Source organism: Buttiauxella sp. AC142 (assembly GCF_979253435.1).
The window spans coordinates 759,279-779,964 of the sequence record NZ_CEEDCH010000001.1 but is presented as its reverse complement, the minus strand read 5'-3'; the positions used below and the strand labels follow the sequence as shown (position 1 = coordinate 779,964).

At 49.6% G+C, this 20,686-nt stretch carries 19 protein-coding genes; 4 read left to right on the top strand and 15 right to left on the bottom strand.

The window, feature by feature from the left end; translation table 11 throughout:
- Positions 1-213: 213 nt before the first annotated feature.
- Positions 214-1,467, bottom strand: a complete 1,254-nt coding sequence (gene proA / locus AC0IWZ_RS03520; RefSeq protein WP_410372400.1) for a glutamate-5-semialdehyde dehydrogenase — start codon at positions 1,465-1,467, stop codon at positions 214-216.
- A gap of 10 nt (positions 1,468-1,477) precedes the next feature.
- Complete coding sequence (gene proB / locus AC0IWZ_RS03515; protein ID WP_471678147.1) at positions 1,478-2,581, bottom strand: glutamate 5-kinase; 1,104 nt, start codon at positions 2,579-2,581, stop codon at positions 1,478-1,480.
- Between the two features lie 417 nt (positions 2,582-2,998).
- Between proB and phoE the strand changes: the two genes are divergently transcribed.
- On the top strand, positions 2,999-4,051 hold the full coding sequence (gene phoE, locus AC0IWZ_RS03510; RefSeq protein WP_034493609.1) for a phosphoporin PhoE: 1,053 nt from the start codon (positions 2,999-3,001) through the stop codon (positions 4,049-4,051).
- Positions 4,052-4,097: 46 nt separating this feature from the next.
- Here the strand turns inward: phoE and crl are convergent, their stop codons facing one another.
- The 3 genes from crl to gpt all read right to left on the bottom strand — a co-directional run bounded on the left by crl (position 4,098) and on the right by gpt (position 6,375).
- The gene (crl, locus tag AC0IWZ_RS03505) at positions 4,098-4,499 is read right to left on the bottom strand and encodes a sigma factor-binding protein Crl (protein WP_034493607.1); all 402 of its coding nucleotides are present in this window, start codon (positions 4,497-4,499) and stop codon (positions 4,098-4,100) included.
- Between the two features lie 57 nt (positions 4,500-4,556).
- Complete coding sequence (gene frsA, locus AC0IWZ_RS03500; RefSeq protein ID WP_034493604.1) at positions 4,557-5,804, bottom strand: esterase FrsA; 1,248 nt, start codon at positions 5,802-5,804, stop codon at positions 4,557-4,559.
- 112 nt (positions 5,805-5,916) lie between these two features.
- Positions 5,917-6,375: a xanthine phosphoribosyltransferase gene (gene gpt / locus AC0IWZ_RS03495; RefSeq protein WP_034493602.1), complete on the bottom strand. Its 459-nt coding sequence runs from the start codon at positions 6,373-6,375 to the stop codon at positions 5,917-5,919.
- 265 nt (positions 6,376-6,640) lie between these two features.
- On the opposite strand from gpt, the gene pepD reads away from it, so the two are divergent.
- Positions 6,641-8,098, top strand: a complete 1,458-nt coding sequence (gene pepD, locus AC0IWZ_RS03490) for a beta-Ala-His dipeptidase (protein WP_471678148.1) — start codon at positions 6,641-6,643, stop codon at positions 8,096-8,098.
- 44 nt (positions 8,099-8,142) lie between these two features.
- Here the strand turns inward: pepD and dinB are convergent, their stop codons facing one another.
- The 8 genes from dinB to AC0IWZ_RS03450 form a co-directional block, all read right to left on the bottom strand.
- Positions 8,143-9,198: a DNA polymerase IV gene (dinB, locus tag AC0IWZ_RS03485; protein WP_471678149.1), complete on the bottom strand. Its 1,056-nt coding sequence runs from the start codon at positions 9,196-9,198 to the stop codon at positions 8,143-8,145.
- A gap of 103 nt (positions 9,199-9,301) precedes the next feature.
- Positions 9,302-9,526, bottom strand: a complete 225-nt coding sequence (nqrM, locus tag AC0IWZ_RS03480; RefSeq protein WP_410372404.1) for a (Na+)-NQR maturation NqrM — start codon at positions 9,524-9,526, stop codon at positions 9,302-9,304.
- Positions 9,527-9,537: 11 nt separating this feature from the next.
- Entirely contained in the window at positions 9,538-10,761 is a 1,224-nt protein-coding gene (gene nqrF / locus AC0IWZ_RS03475) for an NADH:ubiquinone reductase (Na(+)-transporting) subunit F (RefSeq protein ID WP_471678150.1), read from the bottom strand.
- Between the two features lie 12 nt (positions 10,762-10,773).
- Positions 10,774-11,370, bottom strand: a complete 597-nt coding sequence (nqrE, locus tag AC0IWZ_RS03470) for an NADH:ubiquinone reductase (Na(+)-transporting) subunit E (RefSeq protein ID WP_034493595.1) — start codon at positions 11,368-11,370, stop codon at positions 10,774-10,776.
- Between the two features lie 6 nt (positions 11,371-11,376).
- Positions 11,377-12,015: an NADH:ubiquinone reductase (Na(+)-transporting) subunit D gene (locus AC0IWZ_RS03465; RefSeq protein ID WP_081908371.1), complete on the bottom strand. Its 639-nt coding sequence runs from the start codon at positions 12,013-12,015 to the stop codon at positions 11,377-11,379.
- Complete coding sequence (locus AC0IWZ_RS03460; protein ID WP_034493592.1) at positions 12,008-12,802, bottom strand: Na(+)-translocating NADH-quinone reductase subunit C; 795 nt, start codon at positions 12,800-12,802, stop codon at positions 12,008-12,010. The genes AC0IWZ_RS03465 and AC0IWZ_RS03460 overlap by 8 nt, the downstream gene beginning before the upstream one ends.
- Positions 12,795-14,033, bottom strand: coding sequence for an NADH:ubiquinone reductase (Na(+)-transporting) subunit B (locus AC0IWZ_RS03455; protein WP_471678151.1), 1,239 nt, complete (start codon positions 14,031-14,033; stop codon positions 12,795-12,797). The genes AC0IWZ_RS03460 and AC0IWZ_RS03455 overlap by 8 nt, the downstream gene beginning before the upstream one ends.
- Before the next feature lie 3 nt (positions 14,034-14,036).
- On the bottom strand, positions 14,037-15,380 hold the full coding sequence (locus AC0IWZ_RS03450; protein ID WP_034493590.1) for a Na(+)-translocating NADH-quinone reductase subunit A: 1,344 nt from the start codon (positions 15,378-15,380) through the stop codon (positions 14,037-14,039).
- Positions 15,381-15,867: 487 nt separating this feature from the next.
- On the opposite strand from AC0IWZ_RS03450, the gene dpaA reads away from it, so the two are divergent.
- Positions 15,868-16,605, top strand: a complete 738-nt coding sequence (gene dpaA / locus AC0IWZ_RS03445; protein WP_034493586.1) for a peptidoglycan meso-diaminopimelic acid protein amidase — start codon at positions 15,868-15,870, stop codon at positions 16,603-16,605.
- On the opposite strand, the gene AC0IWZ_RS03440 is transcribed toward dpaA, so the two are convergent.
- Together AC0IWZ_RS03440 and lpcA are read right to left on the bottom strand one after the other, a co-directional pair.
- Positions 16,576-17,343: a class II glutamine amidotransferase gene (locus AC0IWZ_RS03440; protein WP_034493585.1), complete on the bottom strand. Its 768-nt coding sequence runs from the start codon at positions 17,341-17,343 to the stop codon at positions 16,576-16,578. The genes dpaA and AC0IWZ_RS03440 overlap by 30 nt on opposite strands.
- Positions 17,344-17,419: 76 nt before the next feature.
- Positions 17,420-18,001: a D-sedoheptulose 7-phosphate isomerase gene (gene lpcA, locus AC0IWZ_RS03435; protein ID WP_034493624.1), complete on the bottom strand. Its 582-nt coding sequence runs from the start codon at positions 17,999-18,001 to the stop codon at positions 17,420-17,422.
- Between the two features lie 213 nt (positions 18,002-18,214).
- On the opposite strand from lpcA, the gene fadE reads away from it, so the two are divergent.
- The gene (gene fadE / locus AC0IWZ_RS03430; RefSeq protein ID WP_471678152.1) at positions 18,215-20,659 is read left to right on the top strand and encodes an acyl-CoA dehydrogenase FadE; all 2,445 of its coding nucleotides are present in this window, start codon (positions 18,215-18,217) and stop codon (positions 20,657-20,659) included.
- The last annotated feature ends 27 nt before the right edge of the window (positions 20,660-20,686 follow it).

The following is a 20,686-nucleotide window of genomic DNA, read 5'->3' as shown; positions in this document are numbered from 1 at the left end:
CCCTCTTTTCCCACAACTTCGAAAATATAAATAACCAATTATTTAATATAGCAATTTAATTAACTGGAAAAAATAGAATGTTAATTGAGAGGTATGTTTTAAAAAAACATCCTAACTTCAAGAAGAATAGTGAGTAAAAGTGATGACTGAAATCAAAAGAGGTAATACATCATCTTATAATTTCCAGATTTAGATGTATTACCTTTATATAGATTAAACGCGGATAGTATCGTCGCCGAAGCCGATCCATTTGTATGTCGTCAAAGCTTCAAGTCCCATCGGGCCACGAGCATGAAGTTTCTGTGTACTCACTGCCACTTCCGCACCCAGTCCAAACTGGCCACCATCGGTGAAACGAGTTGAAGCGTTCACATACACTGCTGAAGAATCAACCTCATTCACAAAACGATTTGCATGGCTTAACGTACGCGTCAGGATCGCATCGGAATGCTGTGTGCCATGCTCGCGAATATGTTCAATCGCGCCATCTATATCTGCAACAACTTTCACATTCAGATGCAACGACAACCATTCGTCGTCATAATTTTCTGCTTTCACCGGTACCACTTCTGCAGGGCCATTTTGCAAAACAGGCAAAGATTTTTCATCCGCATGTAGCGTGACACCGGATTTTGCCATTTGCTGACTAAATACCGGTAAGAAAGCCCCGGCAATGCCCTGATGTACCAAAATCGTTTCAACCGTATTACAGGTACTCGGCCGCTGTGTTTTCGCATTAACGATGATATTGAGTGCTGGAGTAAATTCAGCGCTTCCATCAACAAAAATATGGCAAACGCCTATTCCACCGGTGATAACAGGAATAGTGGATTGCTCGCGGCAGAGTTTATGCAGACCCGCCCCACCGCGCGGAATCAGCATATCGATGTACTTATCCATACGCAGCAATTCGTTCACCAGAGCACGATCCGGGCTTTCAATCGCCTGCACTGCAGCTGCGGGTAATCCACATTCCGTCAGCGCTTGCTGAATCACTTTTACCGTCGCGGCATTTGTGCGCCACGTTTCCTTCCCACCACGTAGGATCGCCGCATTACCTGTTTTCAGGCACAGAGAGGCAACATCAACAGTGACGTTAGGGCGAGCTTCATAAATCACACCAATCACGCCTAAAGGCACGCGACGACGCTCGAGGCGCAAGCCGCTGTCCAGTAGACCACCATCAATAACCTGGCCTACAGGGTCAGCTAAATTGCATACCTGGCGAACATCATCAGCAATACTTTTTAAACGCGCCGGTGTCAGTTGCAGGCGATCAAGCATTGCTTCACTTAAGCCGCTCGCTTTTGCTTCCACCAAATCCTGCTCATTGGCAGTTAAAATGCTCTCTGCTTGTTCTTCCAAATAATCTGCGATTTTTTCCAGCGCACGGTTTTTTTCGCGGCTCGAGAGCAGTGCCATCTGATAAGAGGCTGCTTTGGCTGCTTTGCCCATTTGTTCCAGCATTGCCAGCTCCTTAGTTAACAATCATGTCATCACGATGAACGGCAACCGGGCCATATTCATAACCCAGGATTTCATCGATTTGTTGAGAGTGGTGACCCGCAATACGACGCAAAGCATCGCTATTATAGCGGCATACACCGTGGGCAATATCGCGCCCTTCCAGGCTGCGGATACGGATAACTTCCCCACGCGAGAAGTTGCCTTTTACACTCTTGATGCCTTTTGGCAGTAAAGAACTACCTCGCTCAAGAATCGCGGCCAGAGCTCCGTCATCAACAGTAATTTCACCCGCAGGAGGCGCACCAAAAATCCAACGCTTACGGTTCTCAAGCGGTGATTGCTGCGCATGGAAACGGGTTCCGACAGAAACGCCTGCCATCACATCACCAATAACACCGGGTTTACTGCCTGCTGCAATCACAACATCGATACCCGCACGGCAAGCAACATCCGCCGCTTGCAGTTTCGTACCCATTCCACCAGTTCCGAGGCCGGAAACACTGTCGCCAGCGATGGCACGCAATGCGTCATCAATACCGTGGACTTCTTTGATTAATTCAGCAGCAGGATTATTGCGCGGGTCAGCAGTAAACAGACCTTGTTGATCCGTCAACAACAATAGTTTATCAGCGCCCGCCAGGATCGCGGCCAGCGCGGAAAGGTTATCGTTATCACCGACTTTTATTTCTGCTGTTGCGACAGCGTCGTTTTCGTTGATTATCGGCACAATATTGTTATCTAGCAGCGCACGAAGGGTGTCACGAGCGTTCAGGAAGCGTTCGCGATCTTCCATATCAGCACGTGTCAGGAGCATTTGCCCAACATGAATGCCGTAGATAGAAAACAGCTGTTCCCAAAGTTGAATCAGCCTGCTTTGCCCTACCGCCGCAAGCAGTTGCTTAGAGGCGATGGTTGCGGGGAGTTCGGGGTATCCCAAATGCTCGCGCCCCGCGGCAATCGCCCCGGAGGTGACAATAACAATACGATGCCCTGAGGCATGGAGTTGTGCGCACTGACGCACCAGCTCAACGATATGAGCCCGATTCAGGCGGCGCGAGCCACCGGTTAATACGCTAGTGCCTAGTTTAACCACCAGCGTCTGGCTGTCACTCATGATTCTCTGCCGTTTAAACGAAATTGGAAAAATTATACTCTAAATACTTCGAGTTACAGGTAGGCGGCAAGAGATTGAATCCCCTGGAGCTTACTAAAGTAAGTGACTGGGGTGAAAGAATGCAGCCAACGACCCTGTAGCTTGAAGCATGACGAGTAAAATGTCAGATGACGTTGTAACAGGAGTCATGCGGCTTGCCAACCGTCCCGGCAAGGAAAACAGCGAAGTTTGCGTAATGGACTGAGTAACGTAGCGGCAAAATTTGACATATTTATGACAATTAAAATTTATTACTTTTATTTAAACTTTATCTTACTCTGTCATAAATCTTTCATCTCAAAACGATAAAACTCTCTGCGTTTTTTAACGGGATATTTCCCGATTAAATTTAGCGCGTAAACACTATTGGGATGAAAAATGAAAAAGACCACTCTGGCATTAATGGTATTGGGCATTGTTGCATCAGCATCTTCTCAGGCTGCGGAAATATATAATAAAGATGGCAACAAGCTTAATGTCTATGGAAAAGTCAAAGCGATGCATTATTTAAGCGATGACAACACTAAGGATGGCGACCAGACCTATGTTCGCTTCGGTTTTAAAGGGGAAACTCAGATTAATGATCAATTAACAGGTTATGGTCAATGGGAAGCTGAGTTTTCAGGAAATAAAGACGAAGGCAGTTCCACCACGAAAACGCGTTATGCTTTTGCTGGTGTGAAATATGCTAATTTCGGTTCATTTGATTATGGTCGTAGCCTTGGTGCGTTGTACGACGTGGAAGCCTGGACTGATATGTTCCCTGAATTTGGCGGAGACTCTTCAGCCAGAACAGATAACTTTATGACTAAGCGAGCATCAGGCCTGGCAACGTTTCGCAGCACTGATTTCTTTGGTGCAGTAGATGGCCTGAACATGACTCTGCAATATCAGGGCAAAAACGAAAACCGTGACGTTTCTAAACAGAACGGTGATGGTTTCGGCACCGCCCTGACTTACGATTTTGGCGGCAGTGATTTCCAACTGGGCGGCGCATATACCACGTCAGACCGTACTGACGCACAACAGGCTATGGCTCGTGGTCAAGGCAATAAAGCTGATTCCTGGGCCACTGGTGTAAAATATGATGCGAATAATATTTACGTCGCATCAATGTATTCTGAAACACGTAATATGACGCCAATTTCAGGCGGCTTTGCAAATAAAACGCAAAGTTTTGAAGCTGTGATTCAATATCAATTTGATTTTGGCCTGCGCCCATCATTGGGTTACGTGCAGCAGAAAGGCAAAGAAATCGAAGGAATTGGCGATGCTGATTTAGTTAAATACATTGATGTTGGCGCAACCTACTACTTCAATAAAAACATGTCTGCTTTCGTTGATTATAAAATCAACCAACTGGATGATAATAACCCGCTGGGTATTAGCAGCGATGATATCGTCGCATTAGGCATGGTTTATCAGTTCTAGTCTGTAAATAAAAAGCCCTTCTCATTAGAGAAGGGCTTTTTTTTGTTTATGCAGAAAGCTTAACCGGCTTTTCTGCAAAATTTTCCGCTGGCACCAAATTAAGACCTAGCGTGCTGAGTAACTCTCGTAAACGTTCGTGGAAACCACGCAGTGTTTGCTCAAGTCTTTCATCCACTTCTTTGTCTTTTGCTGCCGTTTGGGTCCACTTACCTTCTTTATCGAAAAGACCAAAGTGGTAGGTGTAGGTAAATTGCTTTTCCTGCGCTTCTAATTCCATCCACCAGCCCCAGAACTCACGTTTCTCTGGTGCAGGCTTCACATTGACGCACACAGCCAGGCAATCGAAGAAGAAACGGTTATCTTCACATTGCTCTTCCCTGATATATGGGCCAAGCGAGGCGAATTTTTTAATCAATCTACTTTTCGGGTGTCCACTCGGTAACGTCATTGCGATCTCCTGTTGTGAAGCAACTGTTTTACCAAACCAATGAAATTTAGCAAATCATTAACGTAATCTCTGCTTGATCCAACTGGTAATTTCTTTCAACGCTTTGTCAAAGTTGCGATACACCGGATTAAACGGGATCGCCAATAACTTACCATCCGATGATGACGAAGTGATTAATCGCGAATCAATCTCTGGACTGAACGGATCGTTTTCCCAGTAACCAGATAACATTGGCGTTGGGCAATGACGCCCTAATAGCCCCTGAGTTTTGAGCGAATAGCGGTTCAATTCCACGCGCAATGCGCTGTCAGACGCATCATTCATTCCCAAACGGCTTGCCAGCACATCAATATACATCTCTGGTACCTGTGCCTGGCGTGATGCATCGCTCAATAAGCTATGAACGACGGGGCCTAAACACGCGACCGCCTTCAGGCGAGGCGCTTCGATATAACCTAATCGTACCGCAACATTCGCGCCAAAACGGAAACCAAACGCCGCGACGCGAGTGTGATCAACCCAGGGAATGTTCGGCAACGCTTTGAGAACATGCTGGTGTAAAAGGCTAGAGTCCTGAGTCAATTTCCATTTTGATGAGAACCCGACCGATGGCATATCGATGGTCAGCATCGCTATGCCCTGAGGCGCAAAATATTTCTCAAACAAGGTGTAATAGTCGCTTTGTAATGCGTCCAGGCCACCACAAATGAGTACCGTCGGGAATGGCCCTTGCCCTTCTTTTGGAACATGGAGGAAGCCAGTAATCGCCCCACCACCAGGAATGGTAAACTCCAGCTCACGTAAACCACCAGAAAGCCGCGGAGCCGCTTCTTCGTATGCGCGATTTGCCAGAACTTGAGCCTGTTCCGCGAGCATATCGCCTTTCAGATGTGGGTACGCCGCGATGCTATAAAGATTGGCAGCCTGTAACCAGTATTTGCCGCTTTTTACTTTATCCGTTTCCTGATTGGCACGCTGTTGCCACATCATGGCCTGCTTCGACCATTCATAGATCCAGTTGCCGCCGCGATAGCCGATCACCGTATCATACAAATCATCATTGGTTCGCTCACCCGAGTTGGCTGCAATTCTGGCCTGCACTTCAAGAATTTCACGCGCATCGACGCCACGCCAGACCCAAAGCAGGCGGTTAATCATGCGATACCAGTGAGGCACTGTTGCGCCGTCCAGCGCAGACTGGATAACAGGGGCAGTTTGATGATGAGCGCGACGAACTAAAGTCGACGTCTCGGGATGCTTAAATCGGGGTTTAAATAGCGTTTCGCTAAGATTGGCCTGCGACATCGTTTCTGCCTCCATACAAACGTCAGGAATGGGGCTATTGTACTCTGTCGGTGGCTAAATAACACAAACGCCCGGCAATGCCGGGCGTAAATCAGTGCAAATTCTCAGGCTATTAACGACCGGCTAAAGGCGGAATAAATGCAACGCCCATATCCCATGGCTGTTCAATCCAGGTATCTTGCGGGATATCGATAACATAATCGTCAACCAAAGGCTGGCCAGCAGGCTTGGCGAAGATAGTCACGAAATGCGCTTTTGGATACATTTCACGAATAGCAACGGCGGTACCGCCGGTGTCTACCAGGTCATCAATCACGATGAAGCCTTCGCCATCACCTTCAGCACGTTTCAGAACGGTCAGCTCGCGCTGGTTGTCGTGGTCATAGCTGGAGATACAAACGGTATCAACATGACGAATCCCCAGTTCACGTGCCAGCAATGCGCCAGGAACCAGGCCGCCACGGCTAACAGCAATAATGCCTTTCCACTGTTCAGCAGGAAGCAGACGGCTTGCAAGCTTACGTGCGTGAATCTGCAACATGTCCCAGGTGACGATGTATTTTTCGCTCATGTGAAATTATCCCAGCCAGTTATTAACGGCTTAAAAATGTTCAAAGGGGTTTTGGTTGCGCGAGATTATAGAGATCTGGCGCACTAAAAACCAGTGCTGCAGGCCTGTCCTTCTGGTTTTTACGTGCTTTAGGTCGTCACAACCTCAGTTATAGTGGTATTCTCAAGCCAGCGCACAATGCTTACTTGTGTTGTATTTCATTAAGTTCAATCCCGCTCTGCACGAATAAAAAATGTCAGCAGAGTCGATGTCAAGGAGACTTATCGTGTCTGAATTGTCTCAATTATCTCCGCAACCACTGTGGGATATTTTTGCCAAAATCTGTTCTATTCCGCACCCTTCTTATCATGAAGAGCAACTCGCGGAACATATTCTGTCCTGGGCAAAAGAAAAAGGCCTGCATGTTGAGCGCGACCAGGTTGGCAATATCCTGATCCGTAAACCTGCAACAGCGGGTATGGAAAACCGTAAAGCGGTCGTCCTGCAAGCTCACCTTGATATGGTGCCGCAGAAAAACAACGACACTGTCCATGATTTCACCAAAGACCCGATTCAGCCATATATTGATGGTGAATGGGTTAAAGCGCGCGGTACGACACTGGGTGCCGATAACGGCATCGGTATGGCCTCTGCACTCGCAGTGCTGGCTGATGAGACTGTCGCTCATGGTCCATTAGAAGTTCTGCTGACCATGACCGAAGAAGCCGGTATGGATGGCGCATTTGGCCTGCAAGCGGGCTGGTTGCAAGCTGATATTCTGATCAACACCGATTCTGAAGAAGAAGGTGAGATCTATATGGGTTGCGCGGGCGGGATTGATTTTATCTCCACGCTGCCGCTGCAACGCGAAGCAGTTCCTGCGGGTTACGAAACCTACAAGCTGACCATCAAAGGCCTGAAAGGCGGTCACTCAGGTGCTGAAATTCACCTGGGTCTGGGCAATGCCAACAAATTGCTGGCGCGCTTCCTGTTTGCACATGCGGCTGAACTGGACGCTCGTTTGATTGATTTGAACGGTGGCACGCTGCGTAACGCTATTTCGCGCGAAGGCTCTGCAATTGTCGCAGTCCCTGCCGACAAAGCAGCACAGTTCAAAGATCTGGCAGCTAAGTTCCTGTCAATTCTGCAAAATGAATTGGGTGCCGTTGAGAAAAATACCACCGTCCTGGTTGAAGCAACCACCACCGACAAAGCTGCGCTAACAGCAAAAAGCCGTGATGCTTTCATTAACCTGCTCAATGCCATGCCAAACGGCGTTATCCGTAATTCAGACGCGGTTAAAGGTGTAGTGGAAACCTCACTGAACGTGGGTGTGGTCTCAATGACTGATGAAAGCGCAGAAATTATCTGCCTGATTCGCTCCCTGATTGATAGCGGCAAAGACTATGTGGTCGGCATGCTCGAGGCATTGGGTCAGTTGGCTGGCGCACAAAGTGTTGCCAAAGGCAGCTACCCAGGCTGGCAGCCCGACGCTGACTCCCCGGTGATGGGGCTGGTACGTGAAACTTACCAGAAGCTGTTCAACAAAACGCCAAACATCATGGTTATCCATGCCGGTCTGGAATGTGGGCTGTTCAAAAAACCTTATCCTGAGATGGACATGGTTTCTATTGGGCCGACCATTACGGGTCCACACTCCCCGGATGAACAAGTTCATATCGCAAGCGTAGGCCAGTACTGGATCCTGCTGACTGAGTTGCTAAAAGCAATTCCAGCTAAGTAAGCCAAATACGTGTAGATAAAAACCCTTTCATTGAGAGGGTTTTTTTATATTCCCAGAACCAGTTGGCGCTCCAACTGCGGGTCCAGTAACGTGACATGCAGCCCCACTAGCCTTATGCCTCGCCCTCCCCGCCGCTCTTCCCAAGTTTGCTTCGCGGTAGCGATTAAATCGGCTTTATTGAGCTGGGGCCAGACATGTTCCTGAGTGGTTTGCTGGAAATCATTAAACTTGAGTTTGACTCCCTGACGAGCAATCAATAAATCTGGTTTCACCTTTTTCAGACGTCGCTCAAGTTCAGCATAAAGTTGTTCAATGATGGCTTCACACTCCTGCCAATCATGGATGTCTTCGGCCAATGTTTTCTCAACACCTACCGATTTGCGCTGACGCTCATTGTTAATTTCGCGCTCATCAATACCCTGGCTTAGCTCCCAAAGTATCCGCCCGAACTTACCAAAGCGTTTGAGCAAAGACGCTAAATCCGTTTTCTGCACATCGGCACACGTCCGCAAGCCGAGGCTTTCCAGTTTACCCGCAGTCACTTTGCCAACGCCTGGAATTTTGCCAAGCGGCAAAGTTTGCAAAAACGCAGGAATTTCTTCTGGAGTGATGACGTATTGCCCGTCTGGCTTATTAAGGTCTGACGCTATTTTCGCGAGAAATTTGACCGGAGCGATCCCCGCTGAAGCTGTGAGATTAAGTTCATCTGAAATGGTCTGGCGAATTTCTTTCGCCATGAGAGTGGCCGAACCGTGGCAGTTCATGCTTGCGGTCACATCCAGATATGCTTCATCCAGAGACAGAGGTTCAATAAGCGAGGTGTAGCGGCTAAATATTTCGCGGATATGGTTGGAAGCTTCTTTATATGCGTCAAAACGCCCAGGTAAAAGTGTCAGATGTGGGCACAATTTGAGTGCCATGGCAGTCGACATTGCGCTGTGCACGCCAAATTTACGCGCTGGATAATTTGCTGTGCTGATAACCCCACGCCGCTGCGCACTACCACCGATAGCCAATGGAATATCCCGCAAGCTCGGGTTATCACGCATCTCAACGGCTGCAAAAAAGCAGTCCATATCAACATGAATGATTTTACGCATACTTTTTCACACCAGTTTTTATACTGGATAAGTATACAGTTAAACTATGATTGAGGAAAGACAGAAAGAAAACCTCCCGCAGATGCAGGAGGTTTCAGAAGGTTTAAATAATGCGGTTTTGCTGAAGTTTTGCCTGCCGCTCCGCTTTTGCGATTCGTTTCTTACGTGCATCGCAAGGTTCAGGGCAATTGCAGACTTTGTCCATGCCTAGCGCGGCAATACCACCACAGCTACCCTGAAGCGTTTTACGCTTTACGATCACGCCCAGCGACATGCCGAAAATCACCAGAATAAAAATGGTAAAGGTGGCTAAAAATACTGTCAGCATAATGGCTCCCGTCAGCCGCCAAAGTCATCAAGCATGATGTTCTCATCCTCGACACCCAGGTCTTTGAGCATTTTGATAACCGCAGCATTCATCATTGGCGGCCCACACATATAGAATTCGCAGTCTTCTGGAGCTGGATGGCTACGAAGATAGTTTTCCAATAATACGTTGTGGATGAAGCCAGTGTAGCCCGTCCAGTTATCTTCTGGTTGCGGATCAGAAAGTGCCACATTGAAGGTAAAGTTCGGGTTTTCCTGCGCCAGTTTTTCAAACTCATCTTCGTAGAACATTTCACGCAGAGAACGAGCGCCGTACCAGAAGCTGATTTTGCGGGTGCTATGAAGGCGTTTGAGCTGATCGAAGATGTGTGAACGCATTGGCGCCATACCGGCCCCACCGCCAATAAACACCATTTCCGCATCCGTTTCCTTGGCAAAGAACTCACCGAACGGCCCGGAAATTGTCACTTTATCGCCCGCTTTCAGCGACCAGATGTACGAGGACATTATGCCTGGAGGAGCATCTGGTACATTCGGCGGTGGCGTAGCAATACGTACGTTCAGCATGATGATGCCTGCTTCATCCGGATAGTTCGCCATCGAGTAAGCGCGGACACACGGCTCTTTCACCACTGATTTGAAACGGAAAAGGTTAAACTTATCCCAGTCACCGCGATATTCCTGCGGCACATCGAAGTGCTGATAGTTAACTTCATGAGGCGGGCTTTCAATCTGGATATACCCACCGGCACGGAACGGCACAACTTCGCCATCAGGAATACGCAGCTTGAGCTCTTTGATGAAAGTTGCTTTGTTATCGTTAGAGATAACTTCACACTCCCACTTTTTCACGCCGAATATTTCTTCCGGCAGCTCAATTTTCATGTCCTGTTTCACAGCGACCTGACACGCAAGACGGCAACCCTCTTTCGCTTCACGCTTGGTGATGTGCGAAAGCTCGGTCGGCAGAATATCACCGCCCCCCTCTTTAATGGTCACACGGCATTGCCCACATGAACCGCCGCCACCACAAGCCGAAGAGATGAAAATCCCTTGGTTTGAAAGCGTATTCAGCAGCTTGTCGCCAGCCGGAGCATGGAACTGTTTGTCTGCTTCGTTGTTAATCTCAATCAGCACATCGCCGGAGTTAACAAGCTTTGACTTGGCAAACAAAATCAACAACGCCAGAGCCAAAACAATTAGCGTGAACATCACCACGCCAAGAATAATTTCCATACGTTTATGCCCTTATAGCTGCACACCGGAGAATGACATAAAGCCCAGCGCCATCAATCCAGTGGTGATAAAGGTAATTCCTAAGCCACGCAATCCTGCGGGCACATTGGCATATTTCATCTTTTCGCGGATCCCCGCCATCGCAACGATGGCCAGCATCCAGCCCACTCCTGAGCCCACGCCGTAGACAATGGATTCACCGAAGCTGTAATCACGCTGCACCATAAACGACACGCCACCGAAGATAGCGCAGTTAACGGTAATGAGCGGCAGGAAGATACCCAACGCGTTATAAAGTGCCGGGAAGAAACGATCGAGGATCATCTCAAGAATCTGAACTAACGCCGCAATCACACCGATAAAGGTGATGAAGTTGAGGAAGCTGAGATCAACGCCTTCAACCAGTGCGCCGTCACGAAGCACCAGGTTATAAACCAGGTTGTTCGCAGGTACAGCAATCCCTAACACCACGGTCACTGCGATACCCAATCCAAATGCAGTGGAAACCTTTTTGGAAACTGCAAGGAAGGTACACATACCAAGGAAGAACGCGAGCGCCATGTTTTCAATAAACACTGCGCGCACAAACAGACTAATCATATGTTCCATAGTCAGTTAGTCCTTTTCCTGCTGCGCAGGCTTAAGCGTACGCAAGGCCCAAATCAGCAGGCCGATAATAAAGAACGCACTCGGCGCTAACAGGAACATCCCGTTTGGCTGATACCAGCCACCGTTCTGAACCGTTTCCAGCACCGTGATACCAAAGAGTTTACCGCTGCCGATAAGCTCACGCAGGAAGCCAACCAGCAACAGAATCACGCCATAGCCCAGACCGTTGCCAATACCATCCATAAAGCTCGCCAGCGGCGGTGACTTCATGGCGTAGGCTTCAGCACGTCCCATCACGATACAGTTAGTGATGATCAGGCCGACGAAGACGGAAAGCTGTTTGGAAATCTCGTAAGCATAAGCACGCAGGATCTGATCCACGACGATAACTAACGAAGCAATGATCGCCATCTGCACAATGATTCGCACACTGTTAGGGATCAGGTTACGGATCATTGAGATGAACATGCTGGAGAATGCCGTCACCACTGTTACCGCGATGGTCATTACGAATGCCGTTTCCAGCTTAGTCGTGACCGCCAGCGCCGAACAGACACCGAGTATTTGCAAGGCAATTGGGTTGTTATCCACAAGAGGACTAACCAGAACCCGTTTGACCTCTTTCATGTCTGAAATATCAGCCATTATTGAGCGCTCCTTCACGTACTTGTTTCAGGAAAGGACCAAAACCAAGTTCACCCATCCAGAAATCAAAAGTATGTTGTACCCCGTTTGCCGTCAGCGTCGCGCCAGACAAACCATCCACACTATATTCATCGCCCTGACGCGCTCCGCCTTTCACCACGCGTAGCGCAGGCTGACCGTTATCATCCAGCAATTTCTTGCCAATCCATTGCGCACGCCAGTTCGGGTTTTCAACCTCACCACCCAACCCTGGGGTTTCGCCCTGGTCGTAGTAAGTGATGCCTTTCACCGTCCGGCCATCAGTTTGCAGCGAAACAAAGGCATACATCATCGACCACAAGCCTTTGCCATAAACTGGCAACACGACTTCCTTCACTTTGTTTTGCTCATCACGCACCAGATAAATTTCAACGATATTGCTGCGATGTTTTATCCCGGCGCGGTCTTCGCTTGAAGAGAGCGTGACGCTTTGTTCAGGGTCACGCAGCGCCGCAGCCTGGTCAAATTTAGACGAGTCTTTATCCAGCAGCTCACCACTTTTCAGATCGAGCAAACGCGGTGTAATACGTGATTCGTAGATTGTTTTGACATCTTCGCCGGTCATTTTTGGCGTTGCTAAGCCAGCAACATCCAGGATGTTACGCTGCTTATCGAGCGCTTTTTGCTCCTGCTGGCGAGCTTTCAGCCCCACAGCAGAGCCAGCCACCACAACGGAACACACCAGGCAAAGCACCAGCACCACCAGCAGCGTTCTGCCAATGCTATCGTTACTTTTTACTTCAGCCACGCGACTTCCTCCGCTTGATATTGGCTTGCACCACCAGATAATCGAACAGCGGTGCAAAGAGGTTGGCGAACAAGATCGCCAGCATCATCCCTTCTGGATAGGCCGGGTTTACAACTCGAATCAGGACACACATCACACCGATAAGCGCCCCATACCACCATTTACCTTTATTGGTAAACGAGGCTGAAACCGGGTCGGTTGCCATGAACATCATGCCGAAAGCAAAACCACCCAGCACGAGATGCCAGTACCACGGCATCGCAAATAGCGGGTTGGTTTCAGAACCAATGAAGTTAAACAAAGTGGCAGTGGCAATCATGCCAAGCAAAACACCCGCCACGATGCGCCAGGAAGCGACGCGGCCAAACAGGATTATCGCGCCACCAATCAGGATCATCAGCGTGGAAACTTCACCAATGGAACCCGGAATGTTACCGAGGAAAGCATCCATCCAGGTTACAGGCTGGCCAGAGACAACATTAACCAGCGCTTCACCGCCGCCATGTGACCACTGTGAAAGTGGGGTCGCGCCGGAGAAACCATCTGCCGCCGTCCACACCAAATCACCGGAGATTTGCGCAGGGTAAGCGAAGAACAGGAACGCGCGCCCCGCCAGTGCCGGGTTGAGGAAGTTACGCCCCGTGCCACCGAAGATCTCTTTCGCAATCACCACGCCAAAACTGATACCGAGCGCGGCTTGCCAGAGAGGTAACGTCGGAGGAACCACCAGCGCAAACAGGATGGAGGTCACGAAGAAACCTTCGTTAACTTCATGTTTACGGATGATGGCAAACAGCACTTCCCAGAAACCACCTACCAGGAATACCGTGATGTAAATTGGCAGGAAGAACACGGCCCCAAGGGTCATCATGCTTAACCAGCCAGCATCCGGCGTGAAGTTCACCCCCAGCCACTGCGCGACAACATAATGCCAGTCAGATGAAATCACCTGCTGGAGTTGTTCCGCGCCGTACATTTTGTTCAGGGCCGGAATCGTTTGTAGCCCGACGTTGTACATACCCCAAAACATGGCCGGGAACACCGCAAACCACACCAGGATCATCATGCGTTTCAGATCGATTGCATCACGAACGTGGGAAGCACCAGGCGTAACGATACCGGGTGTATAAAACAGTGTCGCCGTCGCTTCAAAGAGCGGGTAGTACTTTTCTAGCTTTCCGCCTTGCGTGAAGTGCGGCTCTAGTTTTTCAAATAAATGCTTCAAGCCCATGACTTATCCTTCCTGCTCGATGCGGGTTAATACCTCGCGTAGTACCGGGCCGTACTCATATTTACCCGGGCACACATAGGTACAAAGCGCCAAATCTTCTTCATCCAGCTCAAGACACCCCAGCGCCTGTGCGCTGTCTGTATCTCCTGCCAGCAAATCACGCAACAGCATCGTCGGCAGAATATCCAGCGGCATAACACGCTCATAGTTGCCAATGGGCACCATGGAACGTTCACCGCCATTGGTATCTGTCGAGAAGCTAAACAGTTTGCGTTTCAGGAAGTGGCCAACAGTGGTGCGGGTAATCGAATATTTATCGGCCCCCGGCATCACCCATCCAAACAGTTCTTTTTCACGACCTTCTTTCAGAACCGTAACTTGCAGATGGAAACGCCCCAGCCAGGCGCGAGGCCCCGCCCCGATAGTCCCGCTTAAAACAGAACCTGAAATAATGCGGTTTTCACCTTCGGCAAGTTCACCCGCCGTCAGCACTTCCAGTGAAGCACCAAGGCGTGTGCGAATCAGACGTGGCTTTTCCACTTGTGGCCCCGCAAGCGCGATAACACGCTCGGCCCACAAATCGCCTTCCACGAACAATTTGCCGATGGCGATGACATCCTGGTAATTAAGATGCCAGACCATTTTTTGCAGGCTGACCGGCTCCAGGAAATGAATGTGTGTACCCACTAACCCTGCCGGATGCGGGCCTGCGAATTCATTAAAAGTCACTTGCCCGGCAGGATGACCGCCCAGCTTACCGCCGCCTGCCTGGCAGACATGGACTTTGCCATCGGTCAGTCGGGACAATACGGTTAAGCCTGCATCAAACATTTCGCGATGCGCACGAATAATGGGCTGCGGGTCCGCTGCCAGCGGGTTGGTATCAATGGCAGTAACAAAAATGGCGGCTGGAACTGTTGCTGGTTGCGGTGTTTTGCTAAACGGGCGTGTACGCAGCGCAGTCCATAAACCAGACGACAGCAATTGCGCCTGGACGGTTTCACGCGGCAGTGTGGCAAGGCTTTCAGGAGCAAAACGCTCAAAAACAACTTGCTCGTCACCCTGGACTTCAATAACCAGAGATTGCAGTACTCGACGCTCACCACGATTAATCGCTGATACCGTTCCACTCGCAGGAGCGGTAAAGAGAACGCCTGGGTTCTTTTTATCTTCGAAGAGAGGCTGGCCTTTCAATACCTTGTCGCCTTCCTGCACCAGCATGGAGGGGCGCATGCCGACATACTCTTCACCGAGCAGGGCCACGAAAGGTATCGCTGGGCCGTCATAGATTTGCTGTTCCGGCAAACCGGCAATAGGCAAATCCAGACCTTTTTTGATTTTTATCATAAGGTTATCACGTTTAAAATTGGCTTAAACATACCGACAAAAAACTGTAGCCGACAACGGATGGGTTGAATTAACGTTCAACCGATGCGACACATAAAGCGGTGAAAACAGGAAACGCATCCATTCACTATTGCGAGAGGGAGGTATAAGCCGCCCGGACAACCGGGACAACTGACTTATGGATAGTTTCCGTTCATATCCGCAGGTCAACATTCGGCGGGGATTTTAGCATCATTAGAGGCTGGAAGGGGCACAAAACAACACATAGATATGCAGCTATGGGAGCTGTTACGCAAAAAGCTAATCCTTCCCCTTTCCAAAAGTATTGTATAAAGTCCAAATTTATAACTTTGCATCCCCTGCTTTGGGCTTGCGAAAAATCATAACGATGATAATGTGAGCGCTCCTAATCCAGAGTAATCTGATTTCGGGTCCCTATTTTGCCGTCCTGGCATTCGATATAAGTTTTATCAAGGAATAAAGCAGTATGCGTAAGATCGCACTCGTTATTGCGATGCTTCTGATCCCGTGCTTTTCGTTTGCCAGCTTGTTAAGCAGCAATTCGTCAACCACGCCTGTCAGCAAAGAATTCAAGCAACAACTCATGGGCTCTCCTGTTTATATTCAAATATTTAAGGAAGAGCGCACGCTAGAGCTATATGTCAAGATGGGCGAAAAGTTCCAACTGCTCGACAGCTATAGCATCTGTAACTATTCCGGTGGGTTAGGTCCCAAACAGCGTCAGGGTGATTTTAAGAGTCCTGAAGGCTTCTACAATGTGACCCGTAGCCAGCTAAAACCTGATAGCCGTTTCTATAAAGCCATTAATATTGGCTTCCCGAACGAGTTTGATCGCCAACACGGTTATCAAGGCCAGTATTTGATGATTCACGGTGCTTGCGTGTCTGTTGGCTGCTATGCCATGACTGACACCAATATTGATGAGATTTTCCAGTTTGTGACCGGCGCGTTGGTATTTGGCCAGCCAAGTGTACAAGTCAGTATCTATCCGTTCCGGATGACAGACGCGAACATGCAACGCCACAAGTACTCTTACTACATCAATTTCTGGAAACAACTGAAGCCGGGTTATGACTACTTCATGGCGAATCATCAGCCGCCGGGCGTTTCGGTCATTAGCGGTAATTATGTGATTAGTCAGCCGGTTGTGCCAACGACACAACCGCAACTGGCGTCAAACTACACGCTCTCCGAGACAAAATAATTCCGACTCACCTGGCGCAATTTTGTGCCAGGTTTCATTTCCGGTCAGGGGTTGTGTCGCAATGACAGTGACCACATCGTTCAGTGTGGTCTCTTCCTGAAAATCAATTTCCACATCCTGGTCCAACAGTTTTGCCACACCAAACGGTGCCCGTCGGGTAATCCAGTATAAATTGGTGGAACAGAACGCCATCACGTAACGCCCATCGGACAGCAACATATTGAACACGCCCTTCTCACGCAATTGCACCGCAAGCTCGGTGATGTAGCGAAACACCGCCTGCATGTTGCCAGGGGTTCGCGGATAGCGTTGAGTCAGCTTATGCAGCAGCCAACAAAATGCTTGTTCGCTGTCGGTTTCACCAATCGGGCGAAACGGGCCGGTATCTAATGAACGATGGCCTTTAAGCTGCCCGTTGTGCGCATAAGTCCAGTTGCGCCCCCACAACTCACGGGTAAACGGGTGCGTATTTTCAAGTGCGACTTTTCCGCGGTTCGCCTGGCGAATATGGGCGACCACAGAGCAAGATTTGATGGGGTAATCCTGCACTAATTTAGCGATGGGTGAGTTAAAGCTGGGTTGCGGATCTTTGAACGTACGACAGCCCTTACCTTCATAAAAGGTAATGCCCCAGCCGTCTTTATGCGGCCCCGTTCCCCCGCCACGCTGCACCAAACCGGTAAAACTAAAGCAAATATCCGTTGGTACGTTGGCGCTCATCCCGAGCAGTTCGCACATATTAACCTCCCACCACTTTTAACCACCCTCACCCTAATCCTCTCCCTGAGGGAGAGGATACAAGTTCAGGCAAAACTTAAGCTTTAACCATCTCTTTTTCGATAAGCTGGATCAGGATGTGAATCACTTTGATGTGAATTTCCTGAATGCGGTCAGCATAACCAAAGTGCGGCACACGAATTTCTACATCGGCGCTACCGTCCATTTTGCCGCCGTCTTTCCCGGTCAGAGTGATGACTTTCATGCCTTTCGCGCGAGCGGCTTCAATCGCTTTGATGACGTTGCCGGAATTACCCGAAGTGGAGATGCCCAGTAACACGTCGCCATCACGGCCAACCGCTTCAACGTAACGAGAGAAAATGTGGTCGTAACCAAAATCATTGCCGACGCAAGAGATATGGCTCACGTCAGAAATCGCAATCGCCGGGTAGCCCGGGCGGTTTTCGCGATAACGGCCTGTCAGTTCTTCAGCAAAGTGCATTGCATCGCAATGTGAGCCACCGTTACCGCAAGAAAGTACTTTACCGCCTGCTTTAAAGCTATCAGCCAACAGCACCGCTGCACGCTGGATTGCGTGAATGTTAGCGTCATCTTTCAGGAAGTTAGCCAGCGTTTCTGCCGCTTCATTCAATTCGTTACGAATAAGATCCTGGTACATGAGGATGTCCTTCAGCATTTTTTGATTGATTAACCCAAGCAGTTTACCGGATAGCGCGAGAAGCGCCATATCCTCCTGCTTTTGCTGTTCTGTGCGGTAACAATGTGAGCTGAGTTGTAATTATTTTGTGAATATATTGCTAAAAAAAACCACATGAACTAAAACCAATACATCCAAGTGGTCAGACCTCCTACAAGCAAGGGAGTTTCCTTTATGTTGATTTTGAGTATTGTCGCAACCGTTGTTCTCCTCGGTGTGCTTTTCTATCACCAGGTCAATTTGCTGCTCAGTAGCGCAATTCTACTGGCGTGGACAGCCGCGCTTGGTTTTGCTGGTATCTGGTCTATCTGGGTACTGGTTCCACTGGCGATTATTCTGGTGCCGTTTGTCTTCACCCCGATTCGCAAATCTTTGATTTCCGCCCCGGTATTCCGCAGCTTCCGCAAAGTCATGCCGCCAATGTCGCGTACTGAAAAAGAAGCTATCGACGCGGGGACAACGTGGTGGGAAGGTGATTTGTTCCGCGGTAAACCAGACTGGGAAAAGCTGCACAACTATCCGCAGCCAAAACTGACTGAAGAAGAACAAGCCTTTATCGACGGCCCGGTTGAAGAAGCTTGTCGCCTGGCAAATGACTTCCAAATCACACACGAAATGGCAGATTTGCCGCCAGAGCTGTGGGCCTATTTAAAAGAGCATCGCTTCTTCGCGATGATCATCAAGAAAGAGTACGGCGGCCTGGAGTTCTCTGCGTACGCTCAGGCTCGTGTGTTGCAAAAGCTGTCGGGTGTTTCCGGGATTCTGGCCATTACCGTCGGTGTGCCTAACTCATTAGGCCCAGGCGAATTGCTGCAACATTACGGTACAGAAGAACAGAAAGATCATTACCTGCCGCGCCTGGCTCGTGGGCAAGAGATCCCATGCTTTGCTCTGACAAGTCCTGAAGCAGGCTCCGATGCGGGTGCGATTCCTGATACTGGCGTCGTGTGTATGGGCGAATGGCAGGGCCAGCAAGTTCTTGGGATGCGTCTGACCTGGAACAAGCGCTACATAACGCTGGCACCAATCGCTACCGTTTTAGGTCTGGCATTCAAACTGTCTGACCCGGATAAACTGCTGGGCGATGAAGAAGATCTCGGTATTACCTGTGCGTTGATCCCAACACACACGCCGGGTGTGGAAATCGGCAAACGCCACTTCCCGCTTAACGTACCATTCCAGAACGGCCCAACTCGCGGTAAAGATATTTTCGTCCCGATTGATTACATCATCGGTGGCCCGAAAATGGCCGGTCAGGGCTGGCGTATGCTGGTGGAATGTCTGTCAGTTGGTCGTGGTATTACCCTGCCATCGAACGCAACCGGTGGTTTGAAATCTGTCGCAATGGCTACGGGCGCTTATGCTCATATCCGTCGTCAGTTCAGAATCTCTATCGGTAAAATGGAAGGGATTGAAGAACCACTGGCGCGTATTGCCGGTAACGCTTATGTAATGGACGCAGCTGCATCACTGGTGACTTACGGGATTATGCTTGGCGAAAAACCCGCTGTTCTGTCCGCCATCGTGAAGTACCACTGTACCCACCGCGGCCAGCGCGCCATTCTGGATGCGATGGATATTGTCGGTGGTAAAGGCATTATGCTGGGTAATTCTAACTTTGTGGCGCGAGCGTATCAGGGTGCACCAATTGCTATCACCGTTGAAGGCGCAAATATCCTGACCCGCAGCATGATTATCTTCGGCCAGGGCGCTATTCGTTGCCATCCGTATGTTCTCGACGAAATGAATGCGGCGCAAAACAATGACGTTAACGCCTTTGATAAGCTGCTGTTCAAGCATATCGGCCACGTCGGCAGCAACAAAATGCGCAGCCTGTGGCTCGGTCTGACCAACGGTTTGACCAGCGCCACACCGACCAAAGATTCAACCAAACGTTACTACCAATATATGAACCGCCTGAGCGCCAACCTGGCATTGCTGTCAGACGTTTCCATGGCGGTTCTGGGTGGCAGTCTCAAGCGTCGCGAACGTATCTCTGCGCGTCTGGGTGACATTCTGAGCCAGCTGTACCTGGCGTCTTCGGTGCTGAAACGCTACGACGACGAAGGTCGTAACGAAGCCGATTTACCCCTGGTTCACTGGGGCGTTCAGGATGCGCTGTATCAGGCTGAACAGGCGATTGACGACCTGCTGCGTAACTTCCCGAATGCGTTTGTGGCTGGCATGTTACGTGTGGTGATCTTCCCGCTGGGCCGCCGCTACGACGCGCCATCAGACAAGCTGGATCATAAACTGGCGAAGATCATGCAGATCCCATCAGCGACTCGTTCACGCATTGGCCGTGGTCAGTATCTGACGCCAAGCGAGTTCAACCCTGCGGGCCTGTTGGAAGAAGCATTGATGGATGTTATGGCCGCCGAGCCAATTCATCTGCGCATCTGCAAAGAAACCGGGCGTAACCTGTCGTTCACTCGACTTGATGAGCAAGCGAAACAGTGGCTGGCTGAAGGGAAAATCAACGCAGAAGAAGCGGCGATTTTGACCAAAGCTGAAGCAAGCCGTCTGCGCAGTATCAACGTCGATGAGTTTGAACCGGAGGAGCTGGCAACCATGCCAGTAAAGGTGCCGGAAAAGCATCGTAAGATTGAAGCTGCATAAGCAAGTTATGCTCTAAAAACCCCGCTC